The organism is Actinocorallia sp. API 0066 (assembly GCF_020991275.1).
Lineage (GTDB): Bacteria > Actinomycetota > Actinomycetes > Streptosporangiales > Streptosporangiaceae > Actinocorallia.
Genome location: NZ_JAJLQY010000005.1, coordinates 98,765 through 117,429, shown reverse-complemented (window position 1 = coordinate 117,429; position 18,665 = coordinate 98,765). Strand labels below are relative to the sequence as shown.

The 18,665-nt window shown below is 67.4% G+C and carries 33 protein-coding genes; 32 read left to right on the top strand and 1 reads right to left on the bottom strand.

Annotated elements, in window-relative coordinates; genetic code table 11:
- The first annotated feature begins 1 nt into the window (after window position 1).
- From tuf to LO762_RS14120, 26 genes are all read left to right on the top strand, one after another.
- A complete protein-coding gene (tuf, locus tag LO762_RS14245) occupies window positions 2-1,195 on the top strand; it encodes an elongation factor Tu (RefSeq protein ID WP_230615140.1) in 1,194 nt (397 codons plus the stop codon).
- A gap of 215 nt (window positions 1,196-1,410) precedes the next feature.
- Window positions 1,411-1,719 carry a 30S ribosomal protein S10 gene (gene rpsJ, locus LO762_RS14240; RefSeq protein ID WP_012854632.1) on the top strand — a complete coding sequence of 103 codons (309 nt, stop codon included), beginning with the start codon at window positions 1,411-1,413 and terminating at the stop codon, window positions 1,717-1,719.
- A gap of 8 nt (window positions 1,720-1,727) precedes the next feature.
- Window positions 1,728-2,384, top strand: a complete 657-nt coding sequence (gene rplC, locus LO762_RS14235) for a 50S ribosomal protein L3 (RefSeq protein WP_230615138.1) — start codon at window positions 1,728-1,730, stop codon at window positions 2,382-2,384.
- Window positions 2,381-2,986, top strand: a complete 606-nt coding sequence (gene rplD / locus LO762_RS14230; RefSeq protein WP_230615136.1) for a 50S ribosomal protein L4 — start codon at window positions 2,381-2,383, stop codon at window positions 2,984-2,986. The genes rplC and rplD overlap by 4 nt, the downstream gene beginning before the upstream one ends.
- Window positions 2,983-3,282, top strand: a complete 300-nt coding sequence (gene rplW / locus LO762_RS14225) for a 50S ribosomal protein L23 (protein ID WP_230615134.1) — start codon at window positions 2,983-2,985, stop codon at window positions 3,280-3,282. The genes rplD and rplW overlap by 4 nt, the downstream gene beginning before the upstream one ends.
- A gap of 38 nt (window positions 3,283-3,320) precedes the next feature.
- Window positions 3,321-4,154 carry a 50S ribosomal protein L2 gene (gene rplB, locus LO762_RS14220; RefSeq protein ID WP_230615132.1) on the top strand — a complete coding sequence of 278 codons (834 nt, stop codon included), beginning with the start codon at window positions 3,321-3,323 and terminating at the stop codon, window positions 4,152-4,154.
- 8 nt (window positions 4,155-4,162) lie between these two features.
- A complete protein-coding gene (rpsS, locus tag LO762_RS14215; protein WP_230615130.1) occupies window positions 4,163-4,444 on the top strand; it encodes a 30S ribosomal protein S19 in 282 nt (93 codons plus the stop codon).
- A 29-nt stretch (window positions 4,445-4,473) separates the two neighbouring features.
- On the top strand, window positions 4,474-4,845 hold the full coding sequence (rplV, locus tag LO762_RS14210) for a 50S ribosomal protein L22 (protein WP_230615128.1): 372 nt from the start codon (window positions 4,474-4,476) through the stop codon (window positions 4,843-4,845).
- Window positions 4,845-5,672: a 30S ribosomal protein S3 gene (gene rpsC / locus LO762_RS14205; RefSeq protein WP_230615126.1), complete on the top strand. Its 828-nt coding sequence runs from the start codon at window positions 4,845-4,847 to the stop codon at window positions 5,670-5,672. The genes rplV and rpsC overlap by 1 nt, the downstream gene beginning before the upstream one ends.
- 5 nt (window positions 5,673-5,677) lie before the next feature.
- Window positions 5,678-6,094: a 50S ribosomal protein L16 gene (gene rplP, locus LO762_RS14200; RefSeq protein ID WP_230615124.1), complete on the top strand. Its 417-nt coding sequence runs from the start codon at window positions 5,678-5,680 to the stop codon at window positions 6,092-6,094.
- Window positions 6,094-6,321 (top strand): 50S ribosomal protein L29, encoded by a 228-nt coding sequence (rpmC, locus tag LO762_RS14195; protein ID WP_230615122.1) that lies wholly within the window; start codon window positions 6,094-6,096, stop codon window positions 6,319-6,321. The genes rplP and rpmC overlap by 1 nt, the downstream gene beginning before the upstream one ends.
- Window positions 6,318-6,593, top strand: a complete 276-nt coding sequence (gene rpsQ / locus LO762_RS14190) for a 30S ribosomal protein S17 (RefSeq protein WP_230615120.1) — start codon at window positions 6,318-6,320, stop codon at window positions 6,591-6,593. Before rpmC ends, rpsQ begins: the two co-directional genes overlap by 4 nt.
- A 147-nt stretch (window positions 6,594-6,740) precedes the next feature.
- The gene (gene rplN, locus LO762_RS14185) at window positions 6,741-7,109 is read left to right on the top strand and encodes a 50S ribosomal protein L14 (RefSeq protein ID WP_230615118.1); all 369 of its coding nucleotides are present in this window, start codon (window positions 6,741-6,743) and stop codon (window positions 7,107-7,109) included.
- Window positions 7,109-7,411 carry a 50S ribosomal protein L24 gene (gene rplX, locus LO762_RS14180; protein WP_230615116.1) on the top strand — a complete coding sequence of 101 codons (303 nt, stop codon included), beginning with the start codon at window positions 7,109-7,111 and terminating at the stop codon, window positions 7,409-7,411. The genes rplN and rplX overlap by 1 nt, the downstream gene beginning before the upstream one ends.
- A 2-nt stretch (window positions 7,412-7,413) precedes the next feature.
- Entirely contained in the window at window positions 7,414-7,983 is a 570-nt protein-coding gene (gene rplE, locus LO762_RS14175) for a 50S ribosomal protein L5 (protein ID WP_230615114.1), read from the top strand.
- Window positions 7,983-8,168: a type Z 30S ribosomal protein S14 gene (locus LO762_RS14170; protein WP_230615112.1), complete on the top strand. Its 186-nt coding sequence runs from the start codon at window positions 7,983-7,985 to the stop codon at window positions 8,166-8,168. The genes rplE and LO762_RS14170 overlap by 1 nt, the downstream gene beginning before the upstream one ends.
- A gap of 269 nt (window positions 8,169-8,437) precedes the next feature.
- Entirely contained in the window at window positions 8,438-8,836 is a 399-nt protein-coding gene (gene rpsH / locus LO762_RS14165) for a 30S ribosomal protein S8 (protein ID WP_230615110.1), read from the top strand.
- Window positions 8,837-8,853: 17 nt separating this feature from the next.
- Window positions 8,854-9,390: a 50S ribosomal protein L6 gene (gene rplF / locus LO762_RS14160; protein ID WP_230615108.1), complete on the top strand. Its 537-nt coding sequence runs from the start codon at window positions 8,854-8,856 to the stop codon at window positions 9,388-9,390.
- A 2-nt stretch (window positions 9,391-9,392) separates the two neighbouring features.
- Window positions 9,393-9,779 (top strand): 50S ribosomal protein L18, encoded by a 387-nt coding sequence (gene rplR, locus LO762_RS14155; RefSeq protein WP_230615106.1) that lies wholly within the window; start codon window positions 9,393-9,395, stop codon window positions 9,777-9,779.
- 34 nt (window positions 9,780-9,813) lie between these two features.
- Window positions 9,814-10,452, top strand: coding sequence for a 30S ribosomal protein S5 (rpsE, locus tag LO762_RS14150; RefSeq protein ID WP_230615104.1), 639 nt, complete (start codon window positions 9,814-9,816; stop codon window positions 10,450-10,452).
- Window positions 10,449-10,634: a 50S ribosomal protein L30 gene (gene rpmD / locus LO762_RS14145; RefSeq protein ID WP_123669999.1), complete on the top strand. Its 186-nt coding sequence runs from the start codon at window positions 10,449-10,451 to the stop codon at window positions 10,632-10,634. The genes rpsE and rpmD overlap by 4 nt, the downstream gene beginning before the upstream one ends.
- Complete coding sequence (gene rplO / locus LO762_RS14140; RefSeq protein WP_230615102.1) at window positions 10,631-11,077, top strand: 50S ribosomal protein L15; 447 nt, start codon at window positions 10,631-10,633, stop codon at window positions 11,075-11,077. Before rpmD ends, rplO begins: the two co-directional genes overlap by 4 nt.
- Before the next feature lie 153 nt (window positions 11,078-11,230).
- Window positions 11,231-12,529 carry a preprotein translocase subunit SecY gene (gene secY, locus LO762_RS14135; RefSeq protein ID WP_230615874.1) on the top strand — a complete coding sequence of 433 codons (1,299 nt, stop codon included), beginning with the start codon at window positions 11,231-11,233 and terminating at the stop codon, window positions 12,527-12,529.
- Window positions 12,529-13,170, top strand: coding sequence for an adenylate kinase (locus LO762_RS14130; RefSeq protein ID WP_230615100.1), 642 nt, complete (start codon window positions 12,529-12,531; stop codon window positions 13,168-13,170). The genes secY and LO762_RS14130 overlap by 1 nt, the downstream gene beginning before the upstream one ends.
- A gap of 29 nt (window positions 13,171-13,199) precedes the next feature.
- Window positions 13,200-14,015 carry a type I methionyl aminopeptidase gene (map, locus tag LO762_RS14125; protein ID WP_230615099.1) on the top strand — a complete coding sequence of 272 codons (816 nt, stop codon included), beginning with the start codon at window positions 13,200-13,202 and terminating at the stop codon, window positions 14,013-14,015.
- A 64-nt stretch (window positions 14,016-14,079) separates the two neighbouring features.
- On the top strand, window positions 14,080-14,526 hold the full coding sequence (locus tag LO762_RS14120; protein WP_230615095.1) for a DUF1707 domain-containing protein: 447 nt from the start codon (window positions 14,080-14,082) through the stop codon (window positions 14,524-14,526).
- Window positions 14,527-14,530: 4 nt separating this feature from the next.
- Here the strand turns inward: LO762_RS14120 and LO762_RS14115 are convergent, their stop codons facing one another.
- A complete protein-coding gene (locus tag LO762_RS14115; protein ID WP_230615093.1) occupies window positions 14,531-15,076 on the bottom strand; it encodes a hypothetical protein in 546 nt (181 codons plus the stop codon).
- Window positions 15,077-15,380: 304 nt separating this feature from the next.
- Here LO762_RS14115 and infA point away from each other — a divergent pair, with 304 nt between their 5' ends.
- The 6 genes from infA (at window position 15,381) to LO762_RS14085 (ending at window position 18,600) form a co-directional block, all read left to right on the top strand.
- A complete protein-coding gene (infA, locus tag LO762_RS14110) occupies window positions 15,381-15,602 on the top strand; it encodes a translation initiation factor IF-1 (RefSeq protein WP_123670005.1) in 222 nt (73 codons plus the stop codon).
- A 76-nt stretch (window positions 15,603-15,678) separates the two neighbouring features.
- Window positions 15,679-15,792, top strand: coding sequence for a 50S ribosomal protein L36 (rpmJ, locus tag LO762_RS14105; RefSeq protein ID WP_106402415.1), 114 nt, complete (start codon window positions 15,679-15,681; stop codon window positions 15,790-15,792).
- A gap of 179 nt (window positions 15,793-15,971) precedes the next feature.
- A complete protein-coding gene (gene rpsM, locus LO762_RS14100; protein ID WP_230615091.1) occupies window positions 15,972-16,352 on the top strand; it encodes a 30S ribosomal protein S13 in 381 nt (126 codons plus the stop codon).
- A gap of 79 nt (window positions 16,353-16,431) precedes the next feature.
- Window positions 16,432-16,836, top strand: coding sequence for a 30S ribosomal protein S11 (gene rpsK / locus LO762_RS14095; RefSeq protein ID WP_230615089.1), 405 nt, complete (start codon window positions 16,432-16,434; stop codon window positions 16,834-16,836).
- Window positions 16,837-16,853: 17 nt separating this feature from the next.
- Entirely contained in the window at window positions 16,854-17,480 is a 627-nt protein-coding gene (rpsD, locus tag LO762_RS14090; RefSeq protein ID WP_230615088.1) for a 30S ribosomal protein S4, read from the top strand.
- A gap of 103 nt (window positions 17,481-17,583) precedes the next feature.
- Window positions 17,584-18,600 (top strand): DNA-directed RNA polymerase subunit alpha, encoded by a 1,017-nt coding sequence (locus tag LO762_RS14085; RefSeq protein WP_230615086.1) that lies wholly within the window; start codon window positions 17,584-17,586, stop codon window positions 18,598-18,600.
- Window positions 18,601-18,665: the final 65 nt, after the last annotated feature.

The following is an 18,665-nucleotide window of genomic DNA, read 5'->3' as shown; positions in this document are numbered from 1 at the left end:
CGTGGCGAAGGCCAAGTTCGAGCGGACGAAGCCGCACGTAAACATCGGCACCATCGGTCACATCGACCACGGTAAGACCACTCTTACCGCGGCGATCACCAAGGTGCTGCACGACGCCTACCCGGACGTCAACCCGTTCACGCCGTTCGAGGACATCGACAAGGCGCCCGAGGAGCGCGAGCGCGGTATCACCATCTCGATCGCGCACGTCGAGTACCAGACCGCGGCGCGGCACTACGCCCACGTGGACTGCCCGGGTCACGCGGACTACATCAAGAACATGATCACCGGTGCCGCCCAGATGGACGGCGCGATCCTGGTCGTGGCCGCCACCGACGGCCCGATGCCGCAGACCAAGGAGCACGTGCTCCTGGCCCGCCAGGTCGGCGTGCCCTACATCGTCGTCGCGCTGAACAAGTGTGACATGGTGGACGACGAGGAGATCCTGGAGCTCGTCGAGCTCGAGGTCCGCGAGCTGCTGTCGGAGTACGAGTTCCCGGGCGACGACGTCCCGGTCGTGCGCGTCTCCGCCTACCAGGCGCTCCAGGGCGACGAGAAGTGGGCCGGTTCCATCCTCGAGCTCATGAAGGCCGTGGACGAGAACATCCCGCAGCCCGAGCGTGACACCGACAAGCCGTTCCTGATGCCGATCGAGGACGTGTTCTCGATCACCGGTCGTGGCACCGTCGTCACCGGTCGGATCGAGCGCGGCGTCGTGAACGTCAACGAGGTCGTCGACATCATCGGCATCAAGGAGAAGAGCACCTCCACCACCGTCACCGGTGTGGAGATGTTCCGCAAGCTGCTCGACCAGGGCCAGGCGGGCGACAACGTCGGCCTCCTGCTCCGTGGCATCAAGCGCGAGGACGTCGAGCGCGGCCAGTGTGTCATCAAGCCGGGCACCAACACCCCGCACACCGAGTTCACCGCGCAGGTCTACATCCTGAGCAAGGACGAGGGCGGGCGCCACACCCCGTTCTTCAACAACTACCGTCCGCAGTTCTACTTCCGGACGACCGACGTGACCGGCGTGGTGAACCTCCCCGAGGGCACCGAGATGGTCATGCCGGGCGACAACACCGACATGACGGTCAACCTGATCCAGCCGGTCGCCATGGAGGAGGGCCTCAAGTTCGCCATCCGTGAGGGTGGCCGGACCGTCGGCGCGGGCCGCGTCGTCAAGATCCTCAAGTAGGACCACACACGTATGTGACCGCGGGGGAGTGCCCCGTACCGCGGAAGGTACCCCCGCGGTCACATATCATTGCCTCTGGCCCTTTTTCCAGGGGCACGCCGCGAGTGCGCAAGCACTCGCATTTGACACGTCAGCCCGCCTCTCGCGAGAGCGGGAGGTTAATAGCGGAGAGTCCACAACTCGCCGCTTGAGCAGTAAAGGACACCGAGGGCACCATGGCGGGACAGAAGATCCGCATCCGGCTCAAGGCCTACGACCACGAGGTCATCGACAGCTCGGCGAAGAAGATCGTGGAGACTGTCACGCGGACTGGCGCCAAGGTCGCCGGCCCGGTGCCGCTGCCGACCGAGAAGAACGTGTACTGCGTCATCCGCTCGCCGCACAAGTACAAGGACAGCCGCGAGCACTTCGAGATGCGCACGCACAAGCGGCTGATCGACATCATCGACCCCACCCCGAAGACGGTCGACTCGCTCATGCGGCTCGACCTCCCCGCGGGCGTGGACATCGAGATCAAGCTCTAAGGAACACGATGAGCGTCAACAGGAAGGGCGTCCTGGGCGAGAAGCTCGGCATGACCCAGGTTTACGACGATGAGGGCCGGATCGTTCCGGTGACCGTCGTCCTCGCCGGGCCCAATGTCGTGACCCAGGTCCGCTCCACCGAGAACGACGGCTACAACGCCGTGCAGCTCGGTTTCGGCCAGATCGATCCGCGCAAGGTCAACAAGCCGCTGGCTGGGCACTTCACGAAGGCGGGCGTCACGCCCCGCCGCTACCTCGTGGAGCTGCGCACCGACGACGCGGGCGAGTACACCCTCGGTCAGGAGATCACCGCCTCGACCTTCGAGCCGGGTCAGAAGATCGACGTCACCGGCACCAGCAAGGGCAAGGGTTTTGCGGGTGTCATGAAGCGGCACGGCTTCGCCGGCCTGGGCGCCGGCCACGGCGTGCAGCGCAAGCACCGCTCGCCGGGCTCCATCGGCGGCTGCGCGACCCCCGGCCGCGTCTTCAAGGGCCTGCGGATGGCCGGGCGCATGGGCTCGGCCCGCAAGACCATCCAGAACCTCACCGTGCACGCCGTGGACGCCGAGAAGAACCTCATCCTCGTCAAGGGTGCGGTGCCCGGCCCCAACGGCGGCGTGGTGCTGATCCGCAACGCCGTGAAGAAGTTGGAGAACCAGTCGTGACGAAGGTCAACGTCGAGCTGGCCCCCGAGATCTTCGAGGTCAAGGTCAACGTGCCGCTGATCCACCAGGTCGTGGTGGCGCAGCTGGCCGCGGCCCGCCAGGGCACGCACAAGACCAAGACCCGCGGCGAGGTCAGCGGCGGCGGCAAGAAGCCGTACCGCCAGAAGGGCACCGGCCGCGCCCGCCAGGGTTCGACCCGGGCTCCGCAGTTCGCCGGCGGTGGCGTCGTCCACGGCCCGCAGCCGCGCGACTACAGCCAGAAGACGCCGAAGAAGATGAAGGCGGCCGCGCTGCGCGGCGCGCTCAGCGACCGGGCCCGCGTCGGCCAGGTCCACGTCATCAGCGGCCTGGTCGAGGGGGAGACCCCCAAGACGAAGACCGCCGTGAAGGCGCTGCGCGAGGTGACCTCCGCCAGGCGCGTGCTCGTGGTCCTGGACCGCGAGGACGACCTGACCTGGAAGTCGCTGCGCAACGAGCCGAGCGTGCACGTGATCGTCGCCGACCAGCTGAACACCTACGACGTCATGGTCAATGACGACATCGTGTTCACCGAGAAGGGCTACGAGGAGTTCCTCGCGCACGCCAAGGGGGCAGTCAAGTGAGCAAGATCTACGACCCCCGGGACATCCTTCTCGCGCCGGTCGTGTCCGAGAAGTCCTACGGCCTGCTCGACGAGGGCAAGTACACCTTCCTCGTCGCGCCGGACGCCAACAAGGTCCAGATCCGCCAGGCGGTGGAAGAGGTCTTCGGCGTCAAGGTCACCGGCGTCAACACGATCAACCGGCAGGGCAAGCGCAAGCGCACCCGCTACGGCTACGGCAAGCGCAAGGACACCAAGCGCGCGATCGTCAGCCTGGCTGAGGGCGAGCGGATCGACATTTTCGGGCCTCAGGCGTAAGGCCGCAGGCACCGAACTGGATGGGATGAACGAAAAAGATGGGCATCCGTAAGTACAAGCCGACGACTCCCGGTCGTCGCGGCTCCAGCGTGGCCGACTTCGTCGAGATCACCCGCGCCGAGCCGGAGAAGTCGCTGCTGCGACCGCTTCCCAAGAAGGGCGGCCGGAACAACCACGGCCGCATCACCACGCGCCACCAGGGCGGCGGGCACAAGCGCGCCTACCGGGTGATCGACTTCCGTCGCCACGACAAGGACGGGATCCCGGCCAAGGTCGCGCACATCGAGTACGACCCGAACCGCACGGCGCGCATCGCGCTGCTGCACTACGCGGACGGCGAGAAGCGCTACATCCTCGCGCCGCAGGGCCTGCGCCAGGGCGACCCGGTGGAGAACGGCGCCGGCGCCGACATCAAGCCCGGCAACTGCCTCCCGCTGCGCAACATCCCCGCCGGTACCGTGGTGCACGCCATCGAGCTGCGCCCGGGCGGCGGCGCCAAGCTGGCCCGCTCCGCGGGTTCCGGCGCGCAGCTCCTCGCCAAGGAGGGCACCTACGCCACGCTGCGCATGCCGTCCGGTGAGATGCGCAAGGTCGACGTGCGCTGCCGCGCGACCGTCGGCGAGGTCGGCAACGCCGAGCAGTCGAACATCAACTGGGGCAAGGCCGGCCGCATGCGCTGGAAGGGCAAGCGCCCGACCGTCCGCGGTGTCGCCATGAACCCGATCGACCACCCGCACGGCGGTGGCGAGGGCAAGACCTCCGGTGGACGCCACCCGGTCAGCCCGTGGGGCCAGAAGGAAGGCCGCACCCGTCGGCCCAACAAGCCCAGCGACAAGCTGATCGTCCGTCGTCGCAGCAACAAGAAGCGGTAGGAGCCGTCATGCCACGCAGCCTGAAGAAGGGCCCCTTCGTGGACGACCACCTGATCAAGAAGGTGGACGCGCAGAACGAGAAGGGGACCCACAACGTCATCAAGACGTGGTCGCGGCGCTCCATGATCGTGCCGGAGATGATCGGCCACACGATCGCCGTGCACGACGGCCGCAAGCACGTCCCGGTCTTCATCAGCGAGTCGATGGTCGGGCACAAGCTGGGCGAGTTCGCGCTCACCCGCACGTTCCGCAGCCACGTCAAGGAAGACCGCCGCAGCCGCCGAGGCTGAAGCACAGCAATCACACGAGAGGAACAGTCATGGAAGCCAGGGCCCAGGCGCGGTTCATCCGCGTCACGCCCAGGAAGGCCCGCCGCGTGGTGGACCTCATCCGTGGCCTGTCGGCCGCGGAGGCTCAGGCTGTGCTGCGCTTCGCCCCTCAGGCAGCCAGCGAGCCGGTCGGCAAGGTGCTGAACAGCGCCATCGCCAACGCCACCCACAACTTCAACCTGGCGCAGGACACGCTCGTCGTCTCCCGCACCTGGGTTGACGAGGGTCCGACCCTGAAGCGGTTCCGGCCGCGCGCGCAGGGCCGCGCCTACCGCATCAACAAGCGCACCAGCCACATCACCGTGGTCGTCGAGTCCGTCGATGAGGGCGCGCCGGTCAGGAAGACAAGGAGGGCCCGGTAGTGGGGCAGAAGATCAACCCGCACGGGTTCCGCCTGGGCATCACGACCGACTTCAAGAGCCGTTGGTACGCCGACAAGCTCTACAAGGACTACATCAAGGAAGACGTCGCGATCCGGCGCATGCTCACCAAGGGCATGGACCGGGCCGGCATCTCCAAGGTGGAGATCGAGCGCACCCGTGACCGCGTCCGGGTCGACATCCACACCGCCCGGCCGGGCATCGTCATCGGCCGTCGCGGCGCGGAGGCCGACCGGATCCGCGGCGACCTGGAGAAGCTGACCGGCAAGCAGGTCCAGCTGAACATCCTCGAGGTCAAGAACCCGGAGATGGACGCCCAGCTCGTCGCGCAGGGCGTGGCCGAGCAGCTGTCCAGCCGTGTCGCGTTCCGGCGCGCCATGCGCAAGGCGATCCAGTCCTCGATGAAGTCCGGCGCCAAGGGCATCAAGGTGCAGTGCTCCGGCCGTCTCGGCGGCGCGGAGATGTCGCGGTCGGAGTTCTACCGCGAGGGCCAGGTGCCGCTGCACACGCTGCGCGCCGACATCGACTACGGCTTCTACGAGGCCCGTACGACGTTCGGCCGCATCGGCGTGAAGGTCTGGATCTACAAGGGCGACGCCGCGGCGACCCGCGCCGAGCGCGAGCAGCGCGCGGCCGCCCAGCGGGCCGGTGGCGGCGCGGCGGGCGACCGCCGCGGTGACCGTCGCGGCGGCCGGGGCGAGCGTCCCGCCCGCGGCGCCCGTCGCGGCGGTGGCGAGCGCGCCCCGCGTCAGAACGAGAACACCGCGCCGGCCGCCTCCGAGGCCGCTCCGGCGCCTGAGGGGAGCTGAGTTCCATGCTGATCCCTCGCAGGGTCAAGCACCGTAAGCAGCACCACCCGAAGCGCCGTGGAATGGCCAAGGGCGGTACGAAGGTGACGTTCGGCGAGTACGGCATCCAGGCTGTCGAGGGTCACTACGTGACCAACCGGCAGATCGAGTCCGCGCGTATCGCCATGACCCGTCACATCCGTCGTGGCGGCAAGGTCTGGATCAACATCTTCCCGGACCGCCCGCTGACGAAGAAGCCCGCCGAGACCCGCATGGGTTCCGGCAAGGGCTCCCCCGAGTGGTGGATCGCGAACGTCAAGCCCGGTCGGGTGATGTTCGAGCTGTCCTACCCGAACGAAGAGATCGCTCGTGAGGCGCTCACCCGCGCCATCCACAAGCTGCCCATGAAGTGCCGGATCGTGAAGAGGGAGGTGGGCGAGTAATGGCGAACACGGCCGAAGACCTGCGCACCCAGCCCGAGGACGAGCTGGTGACCAAGCTGAAGGAATTCAAGGAGGAGCTGTTCAACCTCCGGTTCCAGGCGGCTACCGGTCAGCTGGAGAACCACGGGCGGCTGCGGACGGTCAAGCGTGAGATCGCCCGCATCTACACCGTGATGCGGGAGCGCGAGCTCGGCATCGTCACCGTTGCCGAGGAGGGCGAGAAGTGAGCGAGACCACCGAGACAGTCGAGCGCGGGAACCGCAAGGTCCGGGAGGGCCTCGTGGTCAGCGACAAGATGGACAAGACCGTCGTCGTCGCCGTTGAGGACCGCGTCAAGCACCGCCTGTACGGCAAGATCATCCGCCGTACCACCAAGTACAAGGCGCACGACGAGGCCAACACGTGCGGCGTCGGCGACAGGGTCCGGCTCATGGAGACCCGGCCGCTGTCGGCGACCAAGCGCTGGCGCGTCGTGGAGATCCTGGAGAAGGCCAAGTAACTGGACCTGCGGGGGGCCGAGCTGCCCCGGTGTGCCGAGGCAGCTCCCCGCACTCCCCCTTCCGGGCCGATTCCGGGAGGGCAGATCCACCAGGCTCCGGCGTGTCTCACAGCCCGGAGAACCGGTGAGAACCAACAGGAGTTAGAAGTGATCCAGCAGGAGTCGCGACTGAAGGTCGCCGACAACACGGGTGCGAAGGAGATCCTCTGCATCCGGGTGCTCGGTGGCTCCGGTCGGCGCTATGCGGGCATCGGCGACATCATCGTCGCCACGGTGAAGGACGCCCTTCCCGCGGCCGGCGTGAAGAAGGGTGACGTCGTCAAGGCGGTCGTCGTCCGCACGCGCAAGGAAGTCCGTCGCCCCGACGGTTCCTACATTCGTTTCGACGAGAACGCGGCCGTGCTCATCAAGGACGGCGGGGACCCGCGCGGTACCCGCATCTTCGGCCCGGTCGGCCGCGAGCTGCGCGAGAAGAAGTTCATGCGCATCGTCTCGCTCGCGCCGGAGGTGCTGTAATGAAGATCCGCAAGGGCGACGAGGTCATCGTCATCGCCGGCAAGTCCAAGGGCGCCACCGGCAAGGTCATCGCCATCGACGTGAAGCGTGAGCGCGTCACCGTCGAGGGCGCCAACCTCATCAAGAAGAACACCAAGGTCGACGCCCAGGGCAAGGGCGGCGGGATCGTCACCGTCGAGGCGCCGCTGCACGTCAGCAATGTCGCGCTGGTCGAGGATGGCAAGCCGACTCGCGTGGGCTACACGGTCAACGAAGACGGCAAGAAGGTCCGGATCTCGCGTCGTACCGGCAAGGAGATCTGAACATGACCGAGACCACCGTCGAGATTCCGCAGCCGCGGCTGAAGCTGCGCTACCGCAGCGAGATCAAGGACGCGCTGCGCGAGCAGTTCGGCTACGAGAACGTCATGCAGATCCCCGGTCTGACCAAGATCGTGGTGAACATGGGTGTGGGCGAGGCCGCCCGCGACGCCAAGCTCATCGAAGGCGCCGTCAAGGACCTCACCGCCATCACCGGCCAGAAGCCCGCCGTCGCGCGGGCCAAGAAGTCGATCGCGCAGTTCAAGCTGCGCGAGGGCATGCCGATCGGCGCGCACGTCACGCTGCGCGGCGACCGCATGTGGGAGTTCCTCGACCGGCTGCTGTCGCTCGCGCTCCCGCGCATCCGCGACTTCCGCGGCCTGTCGCCCAAGCAGTTCGACGGCCGTGGCAACTACACCTTCGGCCTCACCGAGCAGGTCATGTTCCACGAGGTCGACGTCGACAAGGTCGACCGCCAGCGCGGTATGGACATCACCATCGTGACGACCGCGACCAACGACGAAGAGGGCCGGGCGCTGCTGAAGCTCCTCGGCTTCCCGTTCAAGGAGGCCTGATGGCTAAGAAGGCGCTGATCGCCAAGGCAGCCCGCAAGCCCAAGTTCGCCGTCCGGGGCTACACCCGCTGCTCGCGCTGCGGCCGTCCCCACTCGGTCTACCGGAAGTTCGGCCTGTGCCGTGTCTGCTTCCGCGAGATGGCGCACCGGGGCGAGCTGCCCGGCATCACCAAGTCGTCCTGGTAGGGACCGACTGGCCGGTGTGAGACCGGCCGCACGGAAGACCGCGTCGATCGTGCCGCCGCGGTCGCCGGAACCCCGGGGAGACCCGTGGATTCGGCGGTCGCGGCGCCGATCGCGTACCGTACGTACAACAACCCAGGGCGCCCGATTCTGAGCGGCGCCCACGACCGCGCTGTAGGTCCGTAGGGTCCTGTGCTCCGCGACGTCCCCGGACGTCCCGCGGACGAGTAGCCGGGGCAGCTGGAAACCGCAGCGAGGAGGGCCAAGCGGCCATGACGATGACCGACCCGATCGCAGACATGCTGACGCGTCTGCGCAACGCGAACTCGGCATACCACGACACCGTGTCGATGCCGTACTCGAAGATCAAGGCGCACATCTCGGAGATCCTCCAGCAGGAGGGCTACATCAACGGCTGGCACGTTGAGGACGCCGAGGTGGGCAAGAAGCTCGTCGTCGACCTGAAGTTCGGGCCGACCCGCGAGCGTTCGATCGCCGGGATCAAGCGCGTTTCCAAGCCCGGTCTGCGGGTCTACGCGAAGAAGGACAACCTGCCGAAGGTCCTGGGCGGACTGGGCGTCGCGATCATCTCGACGTCCTCCGGACTGATGACCGACAAGCAGGCTGGCAAGCGCGGCGTGGGCGGCGAAGTCCTCGCCTACGTCTGGTAACGGAAGGAGGATCAGATATGTCTCGTATTGGACGTCTGCCCATCTCCGTTCCCAGCGGAGTCGAGGTGAAGATCGACGGCCAGGTCGTGTCCGTCAAGGGTCCCAAGGGCGCCCTTGAGCACACGATCGCTGAGCCGATCAAGGCCGAACTCAACGACGGAGTGATCACGGTCACCCGTCCCAACGACATCAACACGGTGCGCGGCCTGCACGGCCTGACCCGCACGCTGGTCTTCAACATGGTCGTGGGTGTCACCCAGGGCTACGAGAAGACGCTGGAGATCCAGGGCGTCGGTTACCGCGTCGTGGCCAAGGGCAAGAGCCTCGAGTTCTCCCTCGGCTACAGCCACCCGATCGTCGTCGAGGCGCCGGACGGCATCACCTTCACCGTCGAGAAGCCGACCCTGTTCAAGGTCGCGGGCATCGACAAGCAGAAGGTCGGCGAGGTCGCGGCGAACATTCGCAAGCTGCGCAAGCCCGACCCGTACAAGGGCAAGGGTGTGCGCTACCAGGGCGAGCACATCCGCCGCAAGGTCGGAAAGGCTGGTAAGTAGTCATGGCTGGCACCAAGGGCCTGTTCCGGAAGGGCACGAGCGCGCGGGCGGTCTCCCGCAAGCGGCGCCACCTTCGGGTCCGCAAGAAGGTCGTCGGCACGGCTACGCGCCCGCGGCTCATCGTGACCCGCTCCACCAAGCACGTCTTCGTCCAGGTCGTCGACGACACCCTGGGCAAGACCGTCGCGTCGGCGTCGACCATGGAGTCCGCGCTGCGGACCGCCGAGGGCGACAAGACCGCGAAGTCGAAGGAGGTCGGCAAGCTCGTCGCCGAGCGCGCCAAGGCCGCCGGTGTCGAGGCCGTCGTCTTCGACCGCGCGGGCAACAAGTATCACGGCCGTGTCGCCGCCGTCGCGGACGGCGCCCGTGAGGGGGGTCTCGCACTGTGACCTCCATGACCCACTCTGAGAAGAGGAACCACTAATGGCAGCTGCTCCCAGTCGCGGAGGCGGCCAGGGCGGCGAGCGTCGTGACGGCCGTCGTGACGGACGCCGTGACGACCGCCGCGGTGGCGCCGACAAGGGCACGTCTTACATCGAGCGCGTCGTCGCGATCAACCGCGTCGCCAAGGTCGTGAAGGGTGGTCGTCGCTTCAGCTTCACCGCCCTCGTGATCGTCGGCGACGGCAACGGCACGGTCGGCGTCGGCTACGGCAAGGCCAAGGAAGTTCCCGCGGCCATCGCCAAGGGCGTCGAAGAGGCCAAGAAGAACTTCTTCAAGGTCCCCAGGATCCAGGGCACCATCCCGCACCTCGTGCAGGGTGAGGCCGCCGCGGGTGTCGTGCTGCTCAAGCCGGCCAGCCCCGGTACCGGTGTCATCGCCGGTGGCCCGGTGCGCGCCGTGCTGGAGTGCGCGGGCGTCCACGACGTCCTGTCCAAGTCGCTCGGCTCCTCGAACGCCATCAACATCGTCCACGCGACGGTGGCGGCGCTCAAGCAGCTGAAGCGGCCCGAGGAGATCGCGGCCAAGCGCGGCCTGCCGATCGAGGACGTCGCCCCCGCCGCCATGCTGCGCGCCCGCGCCGCCGGCCTTGAGGCCGCGAAGGCCGAGGTGACGTCATGAGCCAGCTCAAGATCACGCAGATCAAGTCCGTGATCAGCGAGAAGCAGAACCAGCGGGACTCGCTGCGGACCCTGGGCCTCAAGAAGATCGGCCAGAGCGTCGTTCGCGAGGACAAGCCCGAGGTCATCGGCCTGATCCGCACCGTTGCCCACCTGGTGAAGGTGGAGGAGGTCGAATCATGAGCGAGGCTCTGAAGGTCCACGACCTCAAGCCGGCCCCCGGCGCCCACAAGAAGAAGACCCGCAAGGGTCGCGGTGAGGCGTCCAAGGGCAAGACCGCGGGCCGTGGCACCAAGGGCACCAAGGCCCGCAACACGGTTCCGGTCGGTTTTGAGGGCGGGCAGATGCCGCTGATCCGCCGGGTTCCGAAGCTCAAGGGCTTCAAGAACCCGAACCGGGTCGAGTTCCAGGTGGTGAACCTGGACAAGCTGGCCGAGCTGTACCCGTCCGGTGGCGAGGTCACCGCCGCCGACCTGGCGGCCAAGGGCGCGGTCCGCGCCGGCCGTCCGGTGAAGATCCTGGGCACCGGCGACATCTCCGTCGCCGTGCAGGTGAAGGTGAACGCCTTCTCCGGCTCCGCCAAGGAGAAGATCGTGGCCGCCGGCGGAACCGCCGAGCAGGTCTGACGGATGTGGAACCGGGGCTGACCGTCCATCGTTGGAGGGTCGGCCCCGTCCGCGTCTGCTGTTAGCATTCGACGGGTCCCCACCGGGACCCCGGACATGGTGAACCACGGCTGGCAAGCCGTCTGAACAGGTCGTTAACGCGCAGGAGGAATGGTGCTCACCGCTGTCGTTAGGGCGTTCAAAACGCCCGACCTGCGCAAGAAGCTGCTTTTCACGTTGATGATCATCTTTGTGTTCCGGGTGGGCTCGCTCCTCCCGACACCGGGTGTGAACGTGGCCGCCGTGCAAGGCGCGATCGAGGCCGCCGAGTCGGGGGCCAACGCGAGCCTGTACTCGCTCATCAACCTGTTCAGCGGCGGTGCGCTGCTCAAGCTCTCGGTCTTTGCGCTCGGCATCATGCCGTACATCACCGCGAGCATCATCCTGCAGCTGCTGACCGTGGTGATCCCACGGCTGGAAGCCCTCAAGAAGGAGGGCCAGGCCGGTACCAGCAAGATCACGCAGTACACCCGGTACCTGACGATCGCGCTGGCGATCCTGCAGTCGACCGGCATCGTCGCGATGGCCTCGACGGGCAACCTGTTCAGCGGGCAGAACGTCGACGTGCTGTACGACAACTCGTTCTTCACCATCATCACGATGGTGGTGGTGATGACCGCGGGCACCGGCGTCATCATGTGGCTGGGCGAGCTGATCACCGACCGGGGCATCGGCAACGGCATGTCGATCCTCATCTTCACGACCGTTGTGGCGACGTTCCCGCAGCAGTTCATCAACATCTTCCAGACCAAGGGCGGCTTCGTCTTCACGATCGTGCTGCTCGTGGGTCTGGCGATCGTCGCGGCCGTCGTGTTCGTGGAGCAGGCGCAGCGACGCATCCCGGTGCAGTACGCCAAGCGGATGGTCGGCCGCCGCATGTACGGCGGCACCTCGACCTACATCCCGCTGAAGGTCAACCAGGCGGGCATCATCCCCGTGATCTTCGCCTCGTCGCTGCTGTACCTGCCGCAGCTCGGGGGCCAGCTGTGGCCGGAGAGCGAGTTCCTCGGCAAGTACGTCCTGCCCTACCTCCAGCAGGACAACCCGGTGAACATGGCGATCACCTTCGGTCTGATCATCTTCTTCACGTACTTCTACGTGGCCATCACGTTCAACCCCACTGAAGTCGCCGACAACATGAAGAAGTACGGTGGTTTCATCCCGGGTATCCGTCCGGGGCGGCCGACCGCCGAGTACCTCGACTACGTGCTCACGCGGATCACCGCTCCCGGCGCGCTCTACCTGGGTCTGGTCGCCCTCATCCCGTTGGTCGCGTTCTCCCTCATCCAGGCGGCGAACGACTTCCCCTTCGGCGGCACCAGCATCCTGATCATCGTCGGCGTTGGGTTGGACACCGTGAAGCAGATCGAATCTCAGCTCCAGCAGCGTAGTTACGAAGGTTTCCTCCGCTAGTGCGTATCGTGCTCGTGGGCCCCCCGGGAGCGGGCAAGGGAACTCAGGCCCAGTTCATCGCATCCCATCTGTCGATCCCGAAAATCTCGACAGGTGACATCTTCCGCGCCAACGTCAGTGGCGGAACCGAGCTCGGCGTGCTCGCCAAGCAGTACATGGACAAGGGCGACCTCGTCCCCGACGAGGTGACCGTCGCGATGGTGCGCGACAGGATCTCGCAGCCGGACGCCGCCCGTGGCTTCCTGCTCGACGGCTTCCCCCGGAACGTCCCCCAGGCCGAGACCCTGCGCGCGATCCTCGCCGAGCACGAGCTGGGCCTGGACAAGGTGCTGGAACTCGTCGTCGACGAGGACGAGGTGGTGCGCCGCCTGTCGGGCCGGCGGACCTGCGGCCAGTGCGGCCGGATCTGGCACGTCGAGTTCGACGAGGGCCGCGACGACATCTGTGACGACTGCGGCGGCCAGCTCTTCCAGCGGGACGACGACAAGGAAGAGGTCGTCCGGCACCGGCTCGAGGTGTACAAGGAACAGACCGAGCCGCTCGTGGAGTTCTACGAGAAGGAAGGGATCCTGGTCGGCATCGAGGCCACCGGGACCGTCGAAGAGGTCACCGCACGCGCCCTCGCGGCGCTGCGCGCCTGAGGCGCGCCGAGGGCAGCAGGGGGGGACGGGTGTTCAGAAGGCGGACGCGCATCCAGCTGAAGACGCCGGAGCAGATCGAGCTCATGCGGGTCGCGGGGCGGCTCGTGGGCGAGACGCTGGCGCTGGTCGCGGCGGCGGTGAAGCCGGGCGTGACCACGCTGGACCTGGACCGGATCGCCGAGGACAACATCCGCGGCAACGGCGGCGTCCCATCCTTCATCGGCGTACCCGGGCCGATCACCCCCTTCCCGGCCACCCTGTGCACCTCGGTGAACGAGGAGATCGTGCACTGCATCCCGCGCGCCGACAGGGTGTTGCGGGAGGGCGACGTCGTCTCCATCGACTGCGGCGCGATCGTCGACGGCTGGCACGGCGACGCCGCGGTGACCGTTCCGGTCGGCGAGGTGGCCCCGGACGTCGCGAAGCTGCTGGACGTCACCGAGGAGTCCCTGTGGCGGGGCCTGGCGGCCTGCCGCGTCGGCGGGCGGCTGGGGGACATCGGGCACGCCGTCGAGTCGTACGTGCGCGCTCAGGGCCGGTACGGGATCGTTGAGGGCTACGGCGGCCACGGCATCGGCACCGAGATGCACATGGAGCCGTTCATCCCGAACGTCGGGCGCAAGGGCGCCGGGATGCAGCTGGGTCCCGGCATGGTGTTCGCGATCGAGCCGATGGTGAACCTCGGCGCGGCCGGCACCGAGGAGAAGGCCGACGGGTGGACCGTGGTGACCGAGGACGGTAAGCCGTCGGCGCACTTCGAGCACACCGTCGCGATCACACCCGACGGACCCCAGGTGCTCACGGCACTTGATGGTTGGCGGGAACGCGTCGCAGAATTGGGCTGAGCCTTGATCGGCTCGGCGTAAGCGGACACCCGGAGAGCGACACCGGGACGAGGGAGTGACACGGATGCCGTCGAACCCGGAGATGCGGGCTTCCGACAGGGACCGCGACCGGTTCGCGGAGATCCTCCGTGACAACTTCGCGCAGGGCCGGCTGAACCACGACGAGCTGAACGAGCGGCTCGCCGCCGCGTACGCCGCCCGGACGATCGGCGACCTTGAGGCGCTCACCGCGGATCTGCCCGAGCAGGACATGTACGACCTGCCCATCCCCGCGTCGCAGCCGGTCCCGGCGACCAGGCCGGGTGCCGAGATGACGAGGTACGAGAAGGGCCTGCGGGCCGCCTGGGCCGGGTACGCGACGGTGAACCTGATCACCTTCAGCATCTGGCTGGTGACGGTGGTGGCGTCCGGCAGCCTGATCTACCCGTGGTTCCTGTGGGTGGCCGGGCCGTGGGGCGCGGTGCTGCTGGCCAGCACGATCTTCGGCACCAGGCCGCCGGGCTCCCGCTAGCGCGTCAGGCCGAGGCGCGGATCGTGCGGGTGAGCGCCTGCACGAGGGCGCGCGGGTCGGGCGCCAGTTCGGGGACGACCTCGCGGAGCGCGAGCCAGCCGTTGACGGCGCGGGTGGTGGGCGCCGCCTCGTCCAGGGTGGCGTCGTCGATGCCGTACCAGGCCGAGATGTGTGACCAACGCCACAGCCGGTGCTGCTCGGGTGCGGGGAACCCGCCGGGCCCGCGCTGGCCGGTGGAGGCCAGCCGCACCGACTCGACGGTCCGGCCGACGCGTTCGGCGATCTCGCGGGCCGAGAGCAGCGGATCGGCCTCGACCCGGCGGACCACGATGCCGGGCGCCGCGGCCTCGACATGGGCCACGACCTCGACCATCGCGTGGGCCAGGGTCGGCGCGTCCCAGCTGCAGCGCGCGTTGGCGGGGCCGGTGACGTCGGCGGCGGAGCCCACGAAGGAGACGGTGACGTACCCTTGGGTCCGCTCGAAGAGCGAGTCGAGCTCATGCTCGAAGACTGGTCTGCTGAGGACCAGTTCGAAGTCATAAGCCGCCATGGCAGCAACGTACCCTCCCGTAAGCGCGCGGGAAAGCCGGTAAGGCGGCGGCGGGTCGCTGATTTCGCATTCTCGGGCGCGTCGCGTAGACTCGCTATTCGGTCCAGTATCAGACCCGTCATGCGCCCCTTGATCGAACACCGTTTCGACTGAACGGCTTCGAATTCCGGGTTATCGGGTCTCGGACGCCCCGCACGGGGCGCGGGTTGGACCTTCCGTGAGGACTCCGCCGTCGCCGGCCGCGGCCGGGCGTGCGTGTGTCCCCACGGAGGAAGACGTAACCGAGCAGCGAAGCGCGGAGGTCATGGCCAAGAAGGAAGGCGCCATCGAGATCGAGGGCGTTGTCGTCGAGTCCCTCCCGAACGCCATGTTCCGGGTGGAACTGGACAACGGGCACAAGGTCCTCGCGCACATCAGCGGCAAGATGCGGATGCACTACATCCGGATCCTCCCCGATGACCGGGTGGTGGTGGAGTTGTCTCCCTACGACCTGACTCGCGGCCGGATCGTCTACCGCTACAAGTAGCCCAAGCACCAGCAGAGGGTTGCCTTTCCCGTCGTGGCGGACGGGAATGACCCTGCGAACACGTCAGGAGACCCACGTGAAGGTCAAGCCGAGCGTCAAGAAGATCTGCTCCAAGTGCCGCGTCATCCGTCGGCACGGCCGCGTCATGGTGATCTGCCAGGACCCGCGCCACAAGCAGCGTCAGGGCTGAGGCTCTCAGCTCCGCTCGCGACAACACAACAAAACAACAGGCCGCAGTTCACCGCGTCCCGCCGCCGCACGGCGGAGGGATACGGGTGAGTGACCCCCGGTCGGAGGCCGGGGCCCGCCCTGGGCAGGGACGGGACCGCGGTCGGTAGGACCTCCGCCTGAACGAAAGGACACTGCCCGATGGCACGCATCGCCGGTGTCGACCTCCCGCGTGAGAAGCGCCTGGAGGTCGCGCTGACCTACATCTACGGCATCGGCCGCACCCGTGCGCTCGAGACCCTCGCAGCCACCGGCGTCTCCGGTGACCTGCGGGTCCACCAGCTCAGCGACGCCGAGCTGATCCCGCTGCGCGAGTACATCGACGCCAACTACAAGATCGAGGGTGACCTGCGCCGCGAGGTGCAGGCCGACATCCGCCGGAAGATCGAGATCGGGTGCTACCAGGGCATCCGGCACCGCAAGGGCCTTCCGGTCCACGGTCAGCGGACGCAGACCAACGCGCGCACCCGCAAGGGCAAGAAGAAGACCGTCGCCGGCAAGAAGAAGGCCGGCAAGAAGTAGGCCGTAGGGGCCCCGGCCAGGAAAAGCCGGAGCGCCCCGCCGACGACCGGTCCGACGACCTCTGGAGTGAAGAAGAGCAATGCCTCCTAAGAGCCGCCAGGGCGCCGCCAAGAAGCTGCGCCGCAAGGAAAAGAAGAACGTCGCTCACGGGCACGCCCACATCAAGAGCACGTTCAACAACACCATCGTCTCCATCACCGACCCCAACGGGAACGTGATCTCCTGGGCCTCCTCCGGCCACGTGGGTTTCAAGGGCTCCCGCAAGTCCACCCCGTACGCCGCCCAGCAGGCCGCCGAGAACGCCGCCCGCCGCGCCATGGAGCACGGCATGCGCAAGGTCGACGTCTTTGTGAAGGGCCCCGGTTCCGGCCGGGAGACCGCGATCCGCTCGCTCCAGGCCACCGGCCTTGAGGTCGGCTCGATCCAGGACGTCACGCCCGTGCCGCACAACGGCTGCCGCCCGCCGAAGCGTCGTCGGGTCTGATCGGAGAATACGGAGACATGGCTCGTTACACCGGTGCCGACTGCAAACTGTGCCGTCGGGAGAAGACCAAGCTGTTCCTGAAGGGCAGCAAGTGCCTGGGCGCCAAGTGCCCGATCGAAAGCCGTCCCTACCCTCCGGGTGAGCACGGCCGCGGTCGGACCAAGGAGTCCGAGTACCAGCTCCAGCTGCGCGAGAAGCAGAAGACCCGCCGTATCTACGGCGTGCTGGAGAAGCAGTTCCGCAACTACTACGAGCAGGCCAACCGCAAGACCGGCAAGACGGGTGAGAACCTGCTCTCGCTGCTCGAGCGCCGCCTGGACAACGTCGTCTACCGGGCCGGGTTCGCCAAGTCGCGCGACGCCGCCCGTCAGGCGATCCGCCACAACCACATCCTGGTGAACGGCAAGAAGGTCAACATCCCGTCGTTCCTGGTGTCCGAGAAGGACATCATCGAGGTGCGCGGCAAGTCGGCCGACCTGACCCCGTTCGTCGTCGCCCGCGCCGAGTCCGAGGCGCACCAGGTTCCGGCCTGGATCGAGGTCGTCGCCGACAAGATGCGCATCCTGGTGCACGCGCTGCCGATCCGGCAGCAGATCGACACCCAGGTGCAGGAGCAGCTGATCGTCGAGCTCTACTCCAAGTAGCGCTCACCGGCCCCCGGAAGACGCCTCCGCGTCGTCCGGGGGCCTCATGCAGGGAAGTGTCAGTGCCGTCATATAGCGGGCGGCCACACGGAAAGCGGGCATCATGCTCATCGCACAGCGTCCCTCTCTCACCGAAGAGCAGGTCGACGAGTACCGCAGCCGGTTCGTCATCGAGCCGCTGGAGCCGGGCTTCGGCTACACCATCGGCAACTCGCTGCGCCGCACCCTCCTGTCCTCGATCCCCGGCGCCGCCGTCACGAGCATCCGGGTCGAGGGCGTCCTGCACGAGTTCTCCACCGTGCCGGGCGTCAAGGAGGACCTCACCGACATCATCCTGAACCTGAAGCAGCTCGTCGTGTCCTCCGAGCTCGACGAGCCGGTGGTCATGTACCTGCGCAAGCAGGGCCCGGGTGACGTCACCGCGGCGGACATCGCGCCGCCGACCGGCGTCGAGGTGCACAACCCCGACCTGAAGATCGCCACGCTGAACGGCAAGGCGAAGCTGGAGATGGAGCTGACGGTCGAGCGCGGCCGGGGCTACGTCTCGGCGGTGCAGAACAAGCAGCCGGGGCAGGAGATCGGCCGGATCCCGATCGACTCCATCTACTCCCCGGTCCTCAAGGTCACCTACAAGGTCGAGGCGACCCGTGTCGAGCAGCGCACGGACTTCGACCGGCTGATCCTCGACGTCGAGACCAAGCACTGCATGCTGCCGCGCGACGCCGTCGCGTCGGCCGGCAAGACCCTCGTCGAGCTGTTCGGCCTGGCCCGCGAGCTCAACGTGGACGCCGAGGGCATCGAGATGGGGCCGACGGTCCACGACGCGCAGCTCGCCGCCGACATGGCGCTGCCGATCGAGGACCTGAACCTCACGGTCCGGTCCTACAACTGCCTGAAGCGCGAGGGCATCCACTCGGTGGGTGAACTCGTCGCCCGCTCCGAGCAGGACCTGCTCGACATCCGCAACTTCGGCGCCAAGTCGATCGAGGAAGTCAAGCAGAAGCTGCACGACATGGGGCTGTCCCTCAAGGACTCCCCGCCCGGGTTCGACCCGACCGCCGCCGCCGACGCGTTCGGCGACAGCGACGACGAGTCGTTCGCGGAGACCGAGCAGTACTAGCGGTACCAGCAGTACCCCAGGAAATCGCAGCTGACTCCAGTACCTGACACGGCTGGAGCAGGAAG

Coding starts and splice junctions, on each gene's coding strand:
- rpsJ (WP_012854632.1), top strand. CDS start 1,411: ATGGCGGGACAGAAGATCCGCATCCGGCTCAAGGCCTACGACCACGAG.
- rplC (WP_230615138.1), top strand. CDS start 1,728: ATGAGCGTCAACAGGAAGGGCGTCCTGGGCGAGAAGCTCGGCATGACC.
- rplB (WP_230615132.1), top strand. CDS start 3,321: ATGGGCATCCGTAAGTACAAGCCGACGACTCCCGGTCGTCGCGGCTCC.
- rpsS (WP_230615130.1), top strand. CDS start 4,163: ATGCCACGCAGCCTGAAGAAGGGCCCCTTCGTGGACGACCACCTGATC.
- rplV (WP_230615128.1), top strand. CDS start 4,474: ATGGAAGCCAGGGCCCAGGCGCGGTTCATCCGCGTCACGCCCAGGAAG.
- rplP (WP_230615124.1), top strand. CDS start 5,678: ATGCTGATCCCTCGCAGGGTCAAGCACCGTAAGCAGCACCACCCGAAG.
- rpmC (WP_230615122.1), top strand. CDS start 6,094: ATGGCGAACACGGCCGAAGACCTGCGCACCCAGCCCGAGGACGAGCTG.
- rplX (WP_230615116.1), top strand. CDS start 7,109: ATGAAGATCCGCAAGGGCGACGAGGTCATCGTCATCGCCGGCAAGTCC.
- rplE (WP_230615114.1), top strand. CDS start 7,414: ATGACCGAGACCACCGTCGAGATTCCGCAGCCGCGGCTGAAGCTGCGC.
- LO762_RS14170 (WP_230615112.1), top strand. CDS start 7,983: ATGGCTAAGAAGGCGCTGATCGCCAAGGCAGCCCGCAAGCCCAAGTTC.
- rpsH (WP_230615110.1), top strand. CDS start 8,438: ATGACGATGACCGACCCGATCGCAGACATGCTGACGCGTCTGCGCAAC.
- rplF (WP_230615108.1), top strand. CDS start 8,854: ATGTCTCGTATTGGACGTCTGCCCATCTCCGTTCCCAGCGGAGTCGAG.
- rplR (WP_230615106.1), top strand. CDS start 9,393: ATGGCTGGCACCAAGGGCCTGTTCCGGAAGGGCACGAGCGCGCGGGCG.
- rpsE (WP_230615104.1), top strand. CDS start 9,814: ATGGCAGCTGCTCCCAGTCGCGGAGGCGGCCAGGGCGGCGAGCGTCGT.
- rpmD (WP_123669999.1), top strand. CDS start 10,449: ATGAGCCAGCTCAAGATCACGCAGATCAAGTCCGTGATCAGCGAGAAG.
- rplO (WP_230615102.1), top strand. CDS start 10,631: ATGAGCGAGGCTCTGAAGGTCCACGACCTCAAGCCGGCCCCCGGCGCC.
- LO762_RS14120 (WP_230615095.1), top strand. CDS start 14,080: ATGCCGTCGAACCCGGAGATGCGGGCTTCCGACAGGGACCGCGACCGG.
- LO762_RS14115 (WP_230615093.1), bottom strand. CDS start 15,076: ATGGCGGCTTATGACTTCGAACTGGTCCTCAGCAGACCAGTCTTCGAG.
- infA (WP_123670005.1), top strand. CDS start 15,381: ATGGCCAAGAAGGAAGGCGCCATCGAGATCGAGGGCGTTGTCGTCGAG.
- rpsM (WP_230615091.1), top strand. CDS start 15,972: ATGGCACGCATCGCCGGTGTCGACCTCCCGCGTGAGAAGCGCCTGGAG.
- rpsK (WP_230615089.1), top strand. CDS start 16,432: ATGCCTCCTAAGAGCCGCCAGGGCGCCGCCAAGAAGCTGCGCCGCAAG.
- rpsD (WP_230615088.1), top strand. CDS start 16,854: ATGGCTCGTTACACCGGTGCCGACTGCAAACTGTGCCGTCGGGAGAAG.
- LO762_RS14085 (WP_230615086.1), top strand. CDS start 17,584: ATGCTCATCGCACAGCGTCCCTCTCTCACCGAAGAGCAGGTCGACGAG.